At 43.8% G+C, this 15,582-nt stretch carries 11 protein-coding genes; 6 read left to right on the top strand and 5 right to left on the bottom strand.

Features of this window, described 5'->3' with window-relative positions; all coding sequences use genetic code 11:
• Positions 1–4: 4 nt before the first annotated feature.
• Positions 5–826 carry a hypothetical protein gene (locus C4S61_RS00780; RefSeq protein ID WP_103922891.1) on the bottom strand — a complete coding sequence of 274 codons (822 nt, stop codon included), beginning with the start codon at positions 824–826 and terminating at the stop codon, positions 5–7.
• Positions 827–1,181: 355 nt separating this feature from the next.
• Between C4S61_RS00780 and C4S61_RS00775 the strand changes: the two genes are divergently transcribed.
• From C4S61_RS00775 to C4S61_RS00755, 5 genes are all read left to right on the top strand, one after another.
• The gene (locus C4S61_RS00775) at positions 1,182–1,631 is read left to right on the top strand and encodes a nuclear transport factor 2 family protein (RefSeq protein WP_103922890.1); all 450 of its coding nucleotides are present in this window, start codon (positions 1,182–1,184) and stop codon (positions 1,629–1,631) included.
• A 649-nt stretch (positions 1,632–2,280) separates the two neighbouring features.
• Complete coding sequence (locus C4S61_RS00770) at positions 2,281–2,739, top strand: (2Fe-2S)-binding protein (protein WP_103922889.1); 459 nt, start codon at positions 2,281–2,283, stop codon at positions 2,737–2,739.
• Positions 2,740–2,751: 12 nt separating this feature from the next.
• Positions 2,752–5,019 carry a xanthine dehydrogenase family protein molybdopterin-binding subunit gene (locus C4S61_RS00765; protein WP_103922888.1) on the top strand — a complete coding sequence of 756 codons (2,268 nt, stop codon included), beginning with the start codon at positions 2,752–2,754 and terminating at the stop codon, positions 5,017–5,019.
• Between the two features lie 322 nt (positions 5,020–5,341).
• Positions 5,342–6,238, top strand: coding sequence for an alpha/beta hydrolase (locus tag C4S61_RS00760; RefSeq protein ID WP_235009712.1), 897 nt, complete (start codon positions 5,342–5,344; stop codon positions 6,236–6,238).
• Positions 6,239–6,450: 212 nt separating this feature from the next.
• A complete protein-coding gene (locus tag C4S61_RS00755) occupies positions 6,451–9,444 on the top strand; it encodes an AsmA-like C-terminal region-containing protein (protein WP_103922887.1) in 2,994 nt (997 codons plus the stop codon).
• A 213-nt stretch (positions 9,445–9,657) separates the two neighbouring features.
• Here the strand turns inward: C4S61_RS00755 and C4S61_RS00750 are convergent, their stop codons facing one another.
• On the bottom strand, positions 9,658–11,109 hold the full coding sequence (locus C4S61_RS00750) for a pyruvate kinase (RefSeq protein WP_103922886.1): 1,452 nt from the start codon (positions 11,107–11,109) through the stop codon (positions 9,658–9,660).
• A gap of 223 nt (positions 11,110–11,332) precedes the next feature.
• On the opposite strand from C4S61_RS00750, the gene C4S61_RS00745 reads away from it, so the two are divergent.
• Entirely contained in the window at positions 11,333–12,061 is a 729-nt protein-coding gene (locus tag C4S61_RS00745; RefSeq protein ID WP_103922885.1) for a DUF4397 domain-containing protein, read from the top strand.
• 347 nt (positions 12,062–12,408) lie between these two features.
• Here C4S61_RS00745 and C4S61_RS00740 read toward each other — a convergent pair whose 3' ends face one another.
• Genes C4S61_RS00740 through C4S61_RS00730 form a run of 3 tightly spaced genes read right to left on the bottom strand, consistent with a single transcriptional unit; the run spans position 12,409 to position 14,856 of the window.
• Positions 12,409–13,794, bottom strand: coding sequence for a hypothetical protein (locus C4S61_RS00740; RefSeq protein WP_103922884.1), 1,386 nt, complete (start codon positions 13,792–13,794; stop codon positions 12,409–12,411).
• Positions 13,781–14,329: an RNA polymerase sigma factor gene (locus C4S61_RS00735; RefSeq protein ID WP_103922883.1), complete on the bottom strand. Its 549-nt coding sequence runs from the start codon at positions 14,327–14,329 to the stop codon at positions 13,781–13,783. Before C4S61_RS00735 ends, C4S61_RS00740 begins: the two co-directional genes overlap by 14 nt.
• Positions 14,330–14,352: 23 nt before the next feature.
• Positions 14,353–14,856, bottom strand: a complete 504-nt coding sequence (locus C4S61_RS00730; RefSeq protein ID WP_103922882.1) for a hypothetical protein — start codon at positions 14,854–14,856, stop codon at positions 14,353–14,355.
• Positions 14,857–15,582 lie beyond the last annotated feature (726 nt).

Here is a 15,582-nt window from a genome sequence, read left to right as displayed (position 1 = left end):
AGAATTATTTTTTAGAAAAGGTGTTTGAAAACTTGTAAAGCAGACTCATATTCCACACCAGATCATCGCCAGCTACTTCGGATCTGATTTTCTGATTGAAAAACCCCTGGAATTCCACTGGAAAATCCCCTTTGCTCAAGGTCAGCGCGGAGTTGACATAGAAACCGGAATTTTCATCCACTTTCAGAAAGAAAAGCTGCGGATTGATTCGAAGTTTAAAATCCTTGACCAGCTGGAGATTGGAAATCTGAGAATTGAGAGCCAGAAAATCGGTATTTCGAGCACCAAGGACTTGAACTCCAGTTCCACGTAGGTAATAGAGTCCCATGCTGAATTTTTCAGAAAACTCGTAATTGGTCACTGCCTCCCCCGCCAGGTATCGGTTGCTTACCATCATTTTATGTGGCTTGCCATCGACCATAATGTCCACCTCCTGAAAAAGGAATGCCGGATGTCCTCCAATCGTAAGGGTAAACCTGCTGTCTTTGATCACTTTATACCTGCCCCATAGCACGAAGTTCCATGGCTTCCCGTCCATCCCAAAACGCAGCATCGGATCAAAGGAAAATCGCTCCCCTCCCATGCTGAGATCAAAAAACACCGCAGGTCTGCCCAAAGTGAAGGATGGAATAATCGAAACCCCATTGTTGGTCGCGGTGATGACCCCACTGATTTGTCTATTGGGCTGCTCCACAGTGTTCTCTTGCGCAAAAGTGTAGGAATTGAATATTAGGCTTACGAAGATCAAAATGAGGCTTGCACACTTTGGAACACTCGGCTTAAACCGGGAACCGATTGATTCTGAAGGAATAGAATTGGTTGACATGGGGTGATTTAGGTATGATTTCGGCACAAAAGTCAGAAAAGTCTCTTACTTTCCTTTCATTTTAATCAAATGAAAACTTATGTTTTTCAAACAATTGGATGGAAAACCAAGGCCTAGATAAAGATACCCAAGTACAAGAATCGAAAAAAACTTTACCCTCCTTAAAGTACTAGCTTCCAGACTCAATTCATGTTTGATTTCAATAAGCTTTTGTTTGATTCCGGTTAGTAGATCGAGGTGAAGTTTACCAGCTTTGTTTTTGAAATCACATCTAACTTGGCCTCAGTACCAGTCTGGGTGCTTCCGGGATAGGTACTAACATAAAATAGCCTTACCAAAAATTGAACCTATACAAATGAAAAAGCAACTCTTCTTATTCGCTCTGATTCTTCTCAACGTAGGTTTCACCTTCGCTCAGTCCTCCCCTGAGCGGGAAATCAAAAAACTCTCTCTGGAAAAGTGGCAGTGGATGGCCGACAAAGACATCGCCAAACTCACACCTCTATTTCACCCACAGGCAAAGTTTGTCCATATGAGTGGGACTTGGACGACTGCACGCGAACTCGAAATCATTGAAACGGGCAGCATTTGGTACAAGAAAGCTGACATAAAAGATACCGCGATCGAGATCGTGGGAAATACCGCCATCGTCTGGAATCGAATTACCCTGACGGCCAATGTCCGAGGCAGTGATGTCGTGACTGAGTTTACCGTGACGGAAGTCTACCAAAAAGAAGGCTCGGTTTGGAAAATGCTAGCCTTGACTTTCAGCAGCGTGCGGGATACGCATGAGATTGAGAAGTAAGATCGGCGAAACCTGACAGTTTTGAACCTAAAACCTTTTAGTTTAAACTCAAACCTATAAAACCCGTCAAACTTTAATGTAGTGCTGCTCTAAATTTACAGTTCCGAACTTATATCCTTAGAATTTTTCCCTCGGTTAGTGCTTCCCAAACATGAACAATGCAAGTGAGTGGGGACATTCACTTGGGCGAAAAAGGATAAAAATAAAATGGAAAAGTTCGACCCTTTCAGGGTCAAGGGAAATTTTAATTTTGATCTCAACCGCGGGTTTCACCCGTGGCTATTGAGAAGTTTGACCCCTTTCCGGGGTCTTAAAAATGAATTATTCCAGTTTTGAAAAACCGACGGTGAATCCGTCGAACCTTTCAATAGCCCTAGGTGCAACCTAAGGATGAATGTAAACGAAGGACAACAACCCCGAATGGGGTTGAACTTAGTTGAAAACAAGGTTGCGATTCACGACCAGCCTGATTAACCAAGTGGTATGTAAAACCACAGACCACAACAAGAGAATTATCTATGCACCTGCCTGCGGCAGGCAGGTCTGTGGCTTTCCCCGCAGAACCATTTGATTCATAAAGCTTTCTGTTTGATTTCCGTAAGGTGACCCCATCGGAAATCCCTAAATTTAAATTCTAATTTCAACAACTATGGCCACTTTCAATCTTACCATCAACGGAACTTCCCAGCAGGTCGATGTCGATCCAAGCACCCCCATGCTTTGGGTGCTTCGCGACCACCTGGATTTAGTCGGAACCAAATTTGGTTGCGGAATCGCTCAGTGTGGCGCCTGTACCATACACATGAACGGCAATGCAGTTCGATCCTGTCAGCTACCCGTTTCGGCAGCTGAAGGAGCCTCGATTACCACGATTGAGGGACTTTCTGAACAAGGAGATCACCCGGTACAAAAAGCCTGGATGGAGCACGATGTGCCTCAGTGTGGGTATTGCCAGGCTGGTCAGATCATGACAGCGGCTGCTTTGCTACAGCAAAATCCAAATCCTTCTGACGAGGATATTGAAAATGCAATGAATGGTAACATTTGCCGCTGTGGAACTTATACCCGAATCAAGGCTGCTGTGAAAACTGCTTCTCAAAACCTTTAATTCAACACAACTATGGCAACTTTAGATAAAAAATTGGACCGAAGGTCATTTTTGAAAGTCTCAGCCTTGGCGGGCGGAGGCATGGTATTGAGCTTTAGCTGGCTGGCAGGATGCAAGCCTATCACCGAGGAAGAGCTTTTGGCGATGCCAAAGGAATGGTTTGAGCTCAACAGCTACATCAAAATCGGGGAAAACGGAGCCGTCACACTTTTCTCACCAAATCCGGAATTTGGCTCCAATGTCAAGACTTCGATGCCGATGATCTTGGCAGAAGAGTTGGATACAGACTGGAAAAAAGTGATCGTAGAGCAGGCGGATTTTTATCCTGAGCGATTCGATCGTCAATTTACAGGAGGTAGCCAAGGCATCCGTCAAGGCTGGAAACCCCTTAGAACTGCCGGTGCTACAGCTCGCGCCATGTTGGTTGCTGCTGCTGCAAAAACTTGGAATGTATCCCCTACCGAAATCACTACATCTGCTGGCGTATTGGAACACAAGGGAAGTGGCAAGAAAGCCCACTACGGAGAGATGGCTTCTTTAGCCGCTACAATGGAATTGCCGGAACAAGTGACTTTGAAAGAAACCAAAGATTTCAAAATCGTCGGTAGCTCCAAAAAGAATGTAGATGCTCAAAAGATTGTCACCGGTAAGCCGCTTTTCAGTATTGACCACAAAGTAGAAGGAATGAAGTATGCGGCTATCGTGCATCCTCCCGCCTTTGGAATGAAGTTGAAGTCCTTTGACAAAAGTTCTATAGCCGGGATGTCGGGAATTGTGGATGTATTCCCTATCCGGTTATTTAAAGAAGATTACGAGCGAAATTTCTTTGACACGACTACTTTTCCTGAAATTCTCGCCATCGTAGGCAATTCCACCTGGGAAGTGATGCAGGCAAAGAAAAATTTAGCTGTGGAATGGGAGAATGCATCTGAATCCAGTTTTGAAGTGGGAGGATTTGGTGGTCGCCCAAATACAAAAGTGACTGTCCTATCGGGTTTGGAAAACACCAATCGCCACAAAGAGCAAATGAAGGAATTCATCACCAAACCGGGAAATGTCGTCAGACGAGACGGTGACCCGGAGGGAATGTTTAAAAAAGCTGCCAAGATCATCGAAAAAACCTATTCCGCTCCTTTTTTGGCGCATAACACCATGGAGCCGATGAACTGCTTTGCAGATGTCAAAGGTGACAAAGCTGTGATTTATGGACCTACACAAGCTCCTGAAATGATTATGGGAACTTTGGTACAAGCCTTAGGGATTCCCAAAGAAAATATTCAGATCAACCTTGCCCGGATGGGTGGCGGATTTGGTCGAAGAGCCTATAGCCATCACATGACCGAAGCGGCTTTGATTTCCCAAAAAATCCAGGCCCCTGTCAAAATGGTCTATACCCGGGAAGATGATATGACGGCAGGAGTTTACCGACCCACTTATTCTGCGACCTACCGGGCGGCTTTGGATGAAAACAACAATTTGCTGGCGCTGCATGTGAAGGCCGGTGGAATTCCTGAATCCCCAATACATGCCAACCGCTTCCCAGCGGGAGCATTAGACAATTACTTGGCAGAAAGCTGGGACATCCCATCCAACATCACCATTGGAGCCTTCCGAGCCCCAAGATCTAATTTTATCGCTGGGGCTGAGCAAAGTTTCTTGGATGAATTGGCAGAAGTGATGGATAAAGATCCGATCGAATTCCGTTTGGAATTGCTCAAGCGGGCTGAGATCAATCCGGTAGGTGAAAATAACGACTACGATGCCAAGCGCTATGCGGGCGTGCTCGAACTTGTACGCGAAAAGTCCAACTGGAACACTCCGGCTACAGGTGTTCACCGGGGCGTCTCGGCCTATTTCTGTCACAATTCTTACGTGGCAGAGGTGGTGGATACCAAAATTGTAGATTCCAAACCTGTAGTCGAAAAAGTCTATGCCGCCGTGGACTGCGGAATAGTAGTCAATCCGGATGCAGCCACCAATATGGGCGAAGGAGCGATTGTAGATGGAATTGGCAATGCCTTTTTCGGGGAATTGGCCTTTGAAAACGGAGTACCAACGAAAACCAATTTCGACAAATACCGCATGATCCGACAAAAAGAAACTCCAAAATCCATTGAAATTCACTTTGTTGACAGCAAAGAAGATCCGACCGGACTGGGCGAACCGTTCTTCCCTCCGGTGTTTGCTGCCTTGGCCAATTCCTTATACAAAGCGACTGGCAAGCGCTACTACGAGCAGCCTTTTGCTCCTCAGCTGGAGATGCAGAATTTGAAGATGTAGGGCAATAATGTGACTTAGCGATGAAAATTCAATTTTAATACAGGCAGCCTGAGAGAAATCTCGGGCTTCTTTTGTTTGATTCCCCGAAAGGCCATATATCGTTAAAAAAGGAGCTGAATGAAAAAATCTGACGCATGAAGTTTTTTAACATTGGGCAGGCTGGTAGGTTTCAAGTCACGATTTAGCACACCCAGAACATTAAAATGCAAAATATTACCCTTAGGGCTATTTCGAAAAATTGTAATTCATCAAAAGCTATAAGGGAATACGGAGAAGAAAATTTATCTTTTCCAAAAATTAACTTAAACCTAAAACCCTATCCATGAAACAATTCTTCCTTTTTACAACGGCCTTTATCGGCTTTTTGGCAAACCCTGGCTTTTCCCAACCCAATCGGGTCATGGATTTTTTTCCGGAAGGAACTAAACTCCACGGAAATATTCCCTATTCAAATGACACGCTCAAAAAACACTTGCTCGATATTTACTTACCTCCGAATGCATCCGCTAAAGTCCCGTTGGTGATTTGGGTTCATGGCGGAGGTTGGCTAGTCAATGATAAATATGCAGACATGGGTTACATGAAGCAGACCATTGCAGAAATCATCAACCAAGGATATGCATTGGCTTCTATTGATCACCGATGGAGTTCACAGGCGCCTTTTCCTGCACAGGTAATTGATATTAACGCTGGCATTTCTTTTCTCTATGATCAAGCAGAGGAATATGGTTTTGATACCGATCGATTTGCCTTGATGGGATTTTCCTCAGGGGGACACCTTGCTTCGATGGTAGGACTTTCAAGAAATGACGAGATTGATTCGTTTTTCATGTCAGAACCTACGAAGTCTTTTAAGATCAAAGCCGTGATAGATTTTTATGGTCCAATGGACCTCACACTTTTCCCGGGTGCCATCGATCCAAAATCCCCGGAATCCTTGCTGATTGGTGCCACTCCGATCCAACGTCCGGATTTGGCAAAAATCGCAAGTCCCATCACTTACATCGATAAAAATGATCCACCCTTTCTGATTATCCATGGTGAAAAAGACGAGAGTGTGGATCCAAGACATTCCCAATTACTCAGCTCTTGGCTCACATTGAAAGGTGTACCAAATGAACTAATCATCGTACCGAATGCACCGCATTTTGGGCAGATATTTGACTCAAATGAGGTACGTATCAAGGTCATGGAATTCCTGAAAAAGGAATTGAAGTAGATCTATTAAACGATTTGCATTCACCTCACATAGAGTCTATAAAATAAAACGATGTAAGTGAAACCTACACTTGGACAGTGCATTCTATTTCAATTCCCCAATTTTCTTTAAAATCTCCCTTCCTACAACAAAAAGGAACGGACGTTGCATACCTCCACTGAATTAATTCCAACCTTCGTCCGTTGTTAATCTGTAAAAGTGAAAAGAGACTTATGAAGAAGTTCATCGTTATATTTCTGGGAATTCTGGTTTTACTCCTTGGGACCGCTGTGGCCATTCCCTTTTTATTCAAGGACAAAATCATAGCCCGTGTCAATCAGGAACTGGACCAAGCTTTTAATGCAAAGATTTTTTATGATCCGGATCAAATTTCACTGAGCTTGTTTCGGAATTTCCCGGCTGTCAGTGCGGGTCTAGGTGATTTCGGAATTGTTGGTTTGGAACCATTTGAAAATGACACTTTGGTTCATGCGGACGAACTTTCCCTGGATTTCAACCTGAGATCTATCCTTTTTGATGACTATCCAACATTAACCGGCCTTCACTTAAACGGCGGCGATCTTTACCTCAAAGTGCTGGAAGATGGTCGTGCCAACTACGATATCACAAAAGAATCCACCTCCACTGAGCCTGAGGTAGCCAGTAATTTCAAACTGGGAGTTGACATGATCGAGATCAACAATGTCAACTTAATCTACGATGACAGGTCTTTGAAGTTTGTCATGGCCTTGGCAGAAATCGAGGCTAAAGGCAGTGGTGAATTTACTATGGATGTCTACGATCTACCATTACAGCTCAAGGCGACAATCGTCGATTTAAACTATGATGGTGTTCATTACCTGAGCAATAAAAAATTCAGAGGGGAAACATTGCTGCAGGTAGACTTGGAGCAAATGAAATTCACCCTTGCTGAGAGCAAATTCGGAATCAATGAATTTCTTTTCGACCTGAATGGTATCATTGGATTGCCTGAAGAAGGAATCGCACTCGACCTTACTTTCGGCACCGAACAGACGGATTTCAAAAACATCCTTTCGCTCGTTCCGGGGATTTACACGGAGAGCTTTTCTTCCATCAATACCACAGGAACACTTTCTTTTGGAGGTTTTGTCAAAGGGCTCTACGGCGAGGATACCTATCCGGCTTTTGATGTGAATTTGGAGGTGAAAGACGGGATGTTTCAATATCCGGACTTGCCGCTTCCGGTGAAGGACATCAATTTGAGCTTTCAGGCTAAAAATGAAAGTTCTCAAATCGAGAACACCAGTGTTACCCTTCCGATTTTTTCCATGAATGTGGGTTCCAATCCGCTGTCAGGGGATTTCAAACTCGCAAATCTCCGGGATTATGACCTGGAAGGGAAATTAAACGGAAGGCTTAACCTGAAGGAATTGACGGCTGTGTTTCCTATTGAAAAAACCCAACTGGCAGGTATTCTGGATTTTAATGCCAGTGCGAAAGGGCGCTATGATTCGACGCTGAAAGTCCTACCAAGTATGGATATCCGCTTAAATCTGGAAAATGGTTTCATACAAAACACAGACTACCCTGTTCCTTTGGAGCGACTTCATGCAAAGGCAACGATCCTGAATCAGAAAGGAACGATGCAGGATTTCCTGATGGATATCAGCAGCTTTGGTTTTGACCTGGAGGGTGAAAAAATCGAAGGAAACCTGAAAATCAGTGATTTTGAAGCACTCAACTGGAATGGTGCCGTAAACGGCGGAGTGGATTTAAAGAAACTGACTGCAATTTTCCCGATTGCCGACACCCAGCTTGAAGGCTTAATCAAGGCAGATCTCCAAAGCTCGGGTTCCTACGCCGATGTCGAAAAAGAGCGCTACGATCGTCTGCAGGCCTCCGGCACGATGGACATCCGGGATTTGTTCTTTTCTTCCACGGAATATCCTCAGGGAGTTAGGATCCTTGAGGCTCATGGGGACTTCAACCCACAGCGGGCAAACCTTACCCAATTCAGATCCCAACTGGGAAAAAGCCCGCTGGAAGCTACCGGCTTCCTCTCCAATTACATGGATTATTTACTTTCTGACAAAGGAGTTTTGAAAGGGCAACTCGCCCTGAAAAGCACAAGATTTGATGTAAATGAATGGATGAGCAGCAGCGATGCAAGCACTGACAGTACCGAGTTGGAAGTCATTCCACTTCCCGAAAACATCGACTTCAGCATGAGTATGGTGGCCGATGAGGTGATCTATGAAAATCTGAATCTAAAGGAGGTCAGCGGAAACATGATTTTGAGAAACGGAGTCCTTTCTTTCTCAGAAACAGGAATGAAAACGCTGGATGGCCGAATAAAACTGAACGGAAACTACGATCCAAGAAATCTGGCAGCCCCACTGTTTGATTTCACTATGGACATTTCCGAACTGAGTATAGCCAAGGCTTTTCAAAGTCTGGAAACTGTCAAAGCCTTTGCACCCATTGCCAGTGAAATCACAGGAAAAGTATCGACCAACATCAGTTTTTCGGGCTTATTGTCCCAGAACATGATGCCGGTTCTTTCCTCCATCGATGTACAGGGAATTCTGAAAGTGGCGGAAGCTGCGCTTAAGGACAGTAAAATTTTGTCAGAAATCACTAGTTTGACCCGCCTCAAAGATGCTAATCTTATCCAACTTAGAAATCTTTCCATTCCCATTGTGATCGAGGATGGAAGAATAGAAGTCAAACCTTTCGACCTGAAACTTTGGGACTATGAAACCAACATCCAAGGAACTGCAGGTTTTGACGGTTCGATCAATTATCTGCTAAACATGCAAGTGCCTGCAGGACAATTCGGTGCACAGGCTAATTCGATTTTGAGTACCCTATCTGGCACTGAAACCAATGCATCGACTTTGATTCCTTTGGCAATAAACTTATCCGGCACGTACAATCAGCCAAAAATCAGTCTGGCCGGAGGTAACAGTATCGAGACCCTGTTGACCAATGCCTTGAAGTCGAGGTTTGATTCGGAGAAGCAAAACCTACAGGCAAAGGCCACAGAAGAGTTTCAGGCCGCACAGGATAGTATCAAGCAGGAAATCAAACTAAAAGCTGAACTTGCACAGGACAGTGTGAAGAAGGAATTGGAGAAAAAAGTCAATCAGTCCGCAGGTAAGGCAGTGGATGAAGCTAAAACGCTGCTGAAAGGATTAATCTTAAAGCCTAAAGCAAAGCCTGATACAACGAAGGTGAATAACTAAATACTATTGAAATAGGCTTTGCGAGATAAAATGGAGATATGCTAGGTGAAATACAACTGAAATATGCTGCGCAGATAGAAATGATTTGGCAACCGAGAGTCTTTCTCACCAAGCCTATTTCGCGACAGCAGGGGGCATAATTCATACCGAGGAACGAGGTATTTATTTCGCATAGCGTATTTCGCGAAGCCTATCTATCTCCCTTTAGTATTTTTAAAAAAAATCTTTCGCAATATTCAATGGACGGAAAACGAGCCGATTTTTGATACGAAGGGCCACACTACGCTGGGAAATATCTCGGAGTGTTTTGAGGACTTCGATGGTGTGGATGCCTTTGTTGATCATAATACATTCAGCTCGGGCTGCATGTCCGGCATCCGTCACCTCAGCCCGTGTGGCCACCCCTGATTTATGTAGATTTTCCAGCACCTGAGTTGCCCAAATCACCGGAACGTGAGCCGCTTCACAAAGCCAGAGTATCTCATCCTGAATCTCCACCAGTCGTTCAAATCCAATCTCCACAGCCAAATCGCCCCTTGCGATCATCACTCCACAAACTTCATCCTTCATTGCTTCCAAAAGCAATGAAGGAAGGTTTTTGACCGCTTCATGGGTTTCTATTTTAAGGATTATAAAAGGAATATCCGCTACAATTTCCTGTAGTGCAAGACGTAAGTCGGCAATATCATGAGCGGAGCGCACAAAAGAAAACCCAACAGTATCCGCATTGGCGCAGACAAAATTGAGGCATTCCCGATCAAAATCGGTAAGGGAAGAAATCTGCAGTGAGCAATCCGGAAAATTGATACCCTTTTCGTTTTTTATAAATGGCTTTTTGGAGGAAATCCGTGTGATCTTGAGTTCTGCCTTATCCTTTTCCGCCTTTTCTACCACGGCCAGGATCAATCCATCATCTATAAAAACCCGATCGCCGGGTTTTAAACCTTCAATCACACCAGGCTCATTAGGACTGATTACGGTATCCTTGGCTCTGAATCCCTTTGAGGTATTGGAAAGCCATACAGTTTGGCCATTTTCTATTTTTACCCTACCCTTTTTCCTACCCTTAGCAAGTAATTTGGTTCTGATTTTCGGACCTGCCAGATCCACATGGATCTTGCAGGGAATCCCGGTTTCCTTACTGGCCAGTCGGATTCTATCGACCATTTCCTGCCAGACAGACTCATCGTCATGTGCACAATTGATACGGGCAGTACCCATGCCTTTTTTCAGAAGTTTTGAAATCAGGTCTTTTTCTTTTAAAAAGGAAGCATCAAAGGTTACCATGACGGCTGATGGCCAATTTTCGGACTTTTCTCCAAAAAGACGCTGACTGTTTTCTTCGATTTTTTTCGTCCCAAGCTCCATGGTACAAGGATCCAGTTCCCCAAATTTGGACCCCAAATGCTGAAGAGTTACTTGTATCTGACGATGGGTATGACTTTCGCAACTTGCAAGGGAGGAAAGTCCATTCTCATGAAGTAAAAGCTGCAGGTCACGAACATCCGTTTTTCTCAAAATCAGGTATTTCAGGAAATTGAGCCCTGATTCTCGGTTGACAGGGTGGATACTTTTCAGCAGACTCGCAAATTCCTCCTGTACCTCAGCCATGGATTGATGAAGTGCAGTCAGTTGACTTTTTATTTCCTTAAGGGAATCAGACATAGGGTTTTTAGGATTTATTGCAATTTCCGAATTCTTAGATTCAAAGGATGTATTCGAATTCAAGTTATCGGCTTTTTTCTTTAAAAAATCTTAAATATATGTGCTTGGATCAGAATCTGTTTTTCCTGAATTGAGAGATTTTCAGGATTTTTTGAAAGAAGTTGAAGCGAAAAAACGCCATTTTACGTCTTGGGGGTGTATTTAAAAACTAAACCCATCACTTATGCGCTTTTCATCATTAAGCAAATCTATTACCCGCAGGGGAATCCTAATGGTTTCGGGCTTGCTAGCCGGATCCCTTCTCTTGAGTAGCTGTCTTGACAATCTTGAATCTCCGGAGTTGCCCCCTGCAGCCTATGTCACCATCTTCCAGGGCTCCACCACCGCACCTGCCATGGACATTTTCGCCAACCAAAATCGGGTGAATCAAACCCCACTTGAGTACACCCAAGTGTTACCCTACAGCGCTTATTTTCCGGGCAGGCGAGATTTCAGATTTTCAGCCTTCAATTCTGCCTCTGCACTTCTGGAGAAAAATTTTGAGCTGAAGGCGGATTCTGTGTACTCGGTTTTTGTGGCAGATGCCACCCAAGGAATCGATGCGATTTTGGTCAAGGACATCTGGGAAGACCCAACTGAAGCAAAGGCACAACTGCGCTTTGTCCATCTTTCAAGAGATACGGAATCAGTTTATTTGGAGGCTTCTGGCTCCACCACAGCACTGGGAACCGGTTCCACTTTCAAGTCAGTATCGGGATTTGAGGAATTGCCAAAAGGAAATGTCACGCTCACTGTAAAATCTACCAAGACGGATGAGACCCTAATCCAAACCGGAACATTGGAACTAAAAGGGAACCGAGTGTATACCTTGGTTATGAGGGGACTAAATTCAGAAAGTACCGGAGATAAAAAGCTGGACCTACAACTGGTAACCAATTACATCAAGTACTAATCAGAAAAAAGACGCCTTATTTTTTTTTTTTTCTCCCGAAGCTTGGGTGAGCTTCGGGATTTTTTTTGAGTTAAAGAAAAGACCTGGTTGAATGTGAGAAAGCTACCAGGCCTGGATGAAAAGCAAAACCGATTGGTATCATCTTCCTGAAATAAAAAAATTTTCATTCCCATAGGTGTAGTCAAAACAGAATAGATTTAGCCCAGTTCCATTTGTTCAAGATTAGAAATACCTTGAATTTAACTTTCTCGAAATTTAGCTACTTGAAAAAATAACCTTGGGCAAAAAAATCCACCCAAGATCGTTCCCGGGTGGATTCAGTTGGTTTAGTAATCTGTTTTTAATAATTATCTTTTAATTGTACCAAAATTCACTTTAAAGGAGGCTCCGAACATTCCCAACTTCTCACCATAACCGGAAAATTCCTGTAGTGGATAGTTATAAAAAGGCATCACTTCATAGCTGGTTTTCTTGGACTCCAGAAGCCGAAAATTCACACCCAAATTAGCTGTGGCAAAAGGATAAAATCGGTTTTGAGGCACATTCAAATCAGAAGACAGGCTAGCTGACTCAGATTTTAAGGTAAAAGAGTTGGACGGGATAGCTGCATTTGAATTGAAGACAGCTACCTGTCGGGTGTAAGTAAACTCTGTCTCCGCGGCCTGATTGAAAGTCACCAGATTGGAAAATCCCGCCTGCAGGGAGATCGAATTGTTTCGGGTGATGGGATATTTGAAATACAAAGGAATATCCACCTGCACTTGCGCAATCTCATTCTTTTCAGTTACCGGAGAAGAAAAGCCGGCCACCTGTGCATAGCTTTGGCTTTCGCTAGCCTGATTGAGGTAATTGACGGCAAGACCGGAGCCTATGCTAAGTTTGCCAACTATATCCTTGTCTATCATCACGCCGAAGCCCAGACTGGATCCACTCGTAGCCTGGGCACTGCTTTGCGATGCGCCATAGCCGGGAGAGAGTCCCAATGCCAGTCTGGCAAAAGAGGGAGTTTCGAGGATTTCTTCAATCTCGGCATCAGTCAGTTGGGGTTCCTTAGCCAAATCAGGCTGTGTAATGACTTTCTCTTCAGGAATTTCCGTTTTCAGCGCTTCCTTTTCCCTTTCTCCCATTTCTTGGGTTGCAATAAAAGATTGCTGAATTCCTGTTTTCGTGAGGTCTTGAGTAGATTTCCCACGTTCCATCAGGGTCGGAAAAGTCTTTTTATCAGGCTCTTGCTGTGCTTTAGCAATAGCATTTGTATCTGGAACACTAAAAATAGTTTCAGTGGCTGCTGATTTTATAGTTTCATGGATAACCAACCCCCCTTTGCTTGAATTAAAGCTTTGAGAGTTTGTGTCCTGAACCCCCCTTTCTTGCGAGGAAACTGGATTTATGCCTTCAGATTTTTCGGAATCTTCATTTTCAGGATTCCTGGAATTACCTAATTCTGATTTTTCAGAATCCGGTGAAGGCAGCTTTTCTTCCAAAGCCATCTCTTGGGATGGCAGTGCATTGTCCATTTCCAAATCATTGGAAAGCCAAAGGCCTCCTGCCACTAATAATAAGGCTAGGGATGCAGCAATTCCGGCTATCCAGTAGGCTGTTTTCTTTCCGGTGTTAGCAGCTCTTTTTTTGGAAAAAGCCTCCCAGGCTCCCAATTCGTACGGAAGAGGGTTTTCTTCCTGCTGCTTACGCAGCATGTAGGCCAACCTTTTTGGTGTTTTATCTTCCTGCATATTCTTTCATGTGATGTTGAATCAACTGACGCAGTTTGGTCTTTGCGCGCGTCAGGTAAACTCGGGAGGAGCTTTCGGTGATTTCCAGCCGATCTGCTACTTCCCTGTGACTATAACCTTCGACCTCATAGAGGTTGAATACCACTTGCTGATCCTCGGGCAACTGATGGAGGAGTTTGAGGATATCCTCAAAAGCCAGCTGATCCGGGGCATATATTTCATCGAACACCGGAGTTTCGCCATCCGCTTCCTGGTGATTTTTAATCCGTTTGTCCTTCCTGTAATAATCTATGGCGGTGTTTACGGTAATCCTTCTGAGCCAGGCCTTAAGGGGTGGGGTTTGATCCATTTTTTTGAAGGAATCAAAACATTTCATAAATGAATCATTAGTGATCTCCTGTGCCAGGTCTCTACTTTTGGAATAGGACAGACTGATCCCCATGACATAGCCATAGTATTTTTTAAAAAAGTACTCCTCATGCTTTTTTGACCGAAGTTTGCAACCTTCGATCAACTCTTGGTCAGACCAGTTCAAATCAAATTACGCTACGTTGCTTCTTATATACTCAGCCGACAATTTCCTACACAGTTGAAATCCCGAAAACTGCAATGCTCTCTCAGATAAATGGTAAACAGGTCTGTGGTGGTCTCGCGGAGTGCTTTTGCCAAATCCACTTTAACTATGTCAATCTCTGTCTCCGATGCAGGAGAACAGGAATTGAAGTTCGCCGTCAGGTAGATTTGCATTCTTCGCGGAGCGGATTCCTGCCATCTCCCATCCCATACCAGTTCATAGATTGCATTGCATCCTTTTGGACGTTCTATTTCGAGGGTAAGTTCGGTTTCCTCCCGATTTATACTTTTAATTTCAAAACTAAGCGGGCAAAGCGATGGATTTTTCCGATTGAAGTCCAACTGCTGATATTTTCTCGGGTCAACTGTAAATCGATATCCCGGTCCTTGGATTTGATAGAAATCGGAGAATCCCAACGCAGGATCTTCATCTCCCAGTGAGCAACTACAAAGGAATAACAAAAGGAGAAATCGGAATACCGAGACCATTGCTTGTTTTTTTTCTCAAGACGAAAATGCCATTGGGATTCGCTACAAGGTTGTGAAAAAAAGGGTGTGGAAGATGGGAGGTTAAGACGTTTGAAAGATTGAATTGGTTAGTTGTTTAGGGCCCTAAAGACTGAATAATTACGGGTACAAATCTACCTTACGCTGAAGTAAATCAAAAAAACTAGCGCCAATTGTAAGCAGTGCTTGGTGAATGAACATTCATGGAGGCGAGGAAGACTTGCCCTAATTGCAGTATTTCGGAAATACAAATACTGAAAATATTGGGTCGCGATTGCAAATCCCAACTAGAAGTAGCGATACATCCTTTACATTTATAATACAAAAGATTATAAATAATATACAATTTTGTGGAAAACTTTCTGCCTATAAAACCAAAAAATACCCAGTTCTGGGTATTTTTTGGAGTTTGACATGCTGTAATTTTGATCAGGGTGATTAAGCAACTTTTCTCAGAACTTTTTCTAGAAAATATTAAAGGGATTTTTTTCAGCACTTTTGACTCCCTTTTTGCTTTTGGCAGACTTCCAATAGGATAGTCGCTATTCCGGATGTTAGATGATTAATTTTTGAAATGTCGGATGACCGATGCTCCGACATAGTTCAGTGCAGCCATGCTCACCAACCGGGCTCAGTGACCGAGCGCACCAACCATTGTTGAATCGTAGAACTGCTTAATGGTTCGACTCCGCTCACCACAAACTGGTG

Source organism: Algoriphagus boritolerans DSM 17298 = JCM 18970 (genome assembly GCF_900108085.1).
Classification (GTDB): Bacteria; Bacteroidota; Bacteroidia; order Cytophagales; family Cyclobacteriaceae; genus Algoriphagus; species Algoriphagus boritolerans.
This window is presented reverse-complemented; position numbering and strand designations above follow the sequence as displayed.

Bases quoted from the DNA above. Each gene is read 5' to 3' on its own strand.
- C4S61_RS00780 (WP_103922891.1), bottom strand. From the start codon at position 826: ATGTCAACCAATTCTATTCCTTCAGAATCAATCGGTTCCCGGTTTAAG.
- C4S61_RS00775 (WP_103922890.1), top strand. From the start codon at position 1,182: ATGAAAAAGCAACTCTTCTTATTCGCTCTGATTCTTCTCAACGTAGGT.
- C4S61_RS00770 (WP_103922889.1), top strand. From the start codon at position 2,281: ATGGCCACTTTCAATCTTACCATCAACGGAACTTCCCAGCAGGTCGAT.
- C4S61_RS00765 (WP_103922888.1), top strand. From the start codon at position 2,752: ATGGCAACTTTAGATAAAAAATTGGACCGAAGGTCATTTTTGAAAGTC.
- C4S61_RS00760 (WP_235009712.1), top strand. From the start codon at position 5,342: ATGAAACAATTCTTCCTTTTTACAACGGCCTTTATCGGCTTTTTGGCA.
- C4S61_RS00755 (WP_103922887.1), top strand. From the start codon at position 6,451: ATGAAGAAGTTCATCGTTATATTTCTGGGAATTCTGGTTTTACTCCTT.
- C4S61_RS00750 (WP_103922886.1), bottom strand. From the start codon at position 11,109: ATGTCTGATTCCCTTAAGGAAATAAAAAGTCAACTGACTGCACTTCAT.
- C4S61_RS00745 (WP_103922885.1), top strand. From the start codon at position 11,333: ATGCGCTTTTCATCATTAAGCAAATCTATTACCCGCAGGGGAATCCTA.
- C4S61_RS00740 (WP_103922884.1), bottom strand. From the start codon at position 13,794: ATGCAGGAAGATAAAACACCAAAAAGGTTGGCCTACATGCTGCGTAAG.
- C4S61_RS00730 (WP_103922882.1), bottom strand. From the start codon at position 14,856: ATGGTCTCGGTATTCCGATTTCTCCTTTTGTTATTCCTTTGTAGTTGC.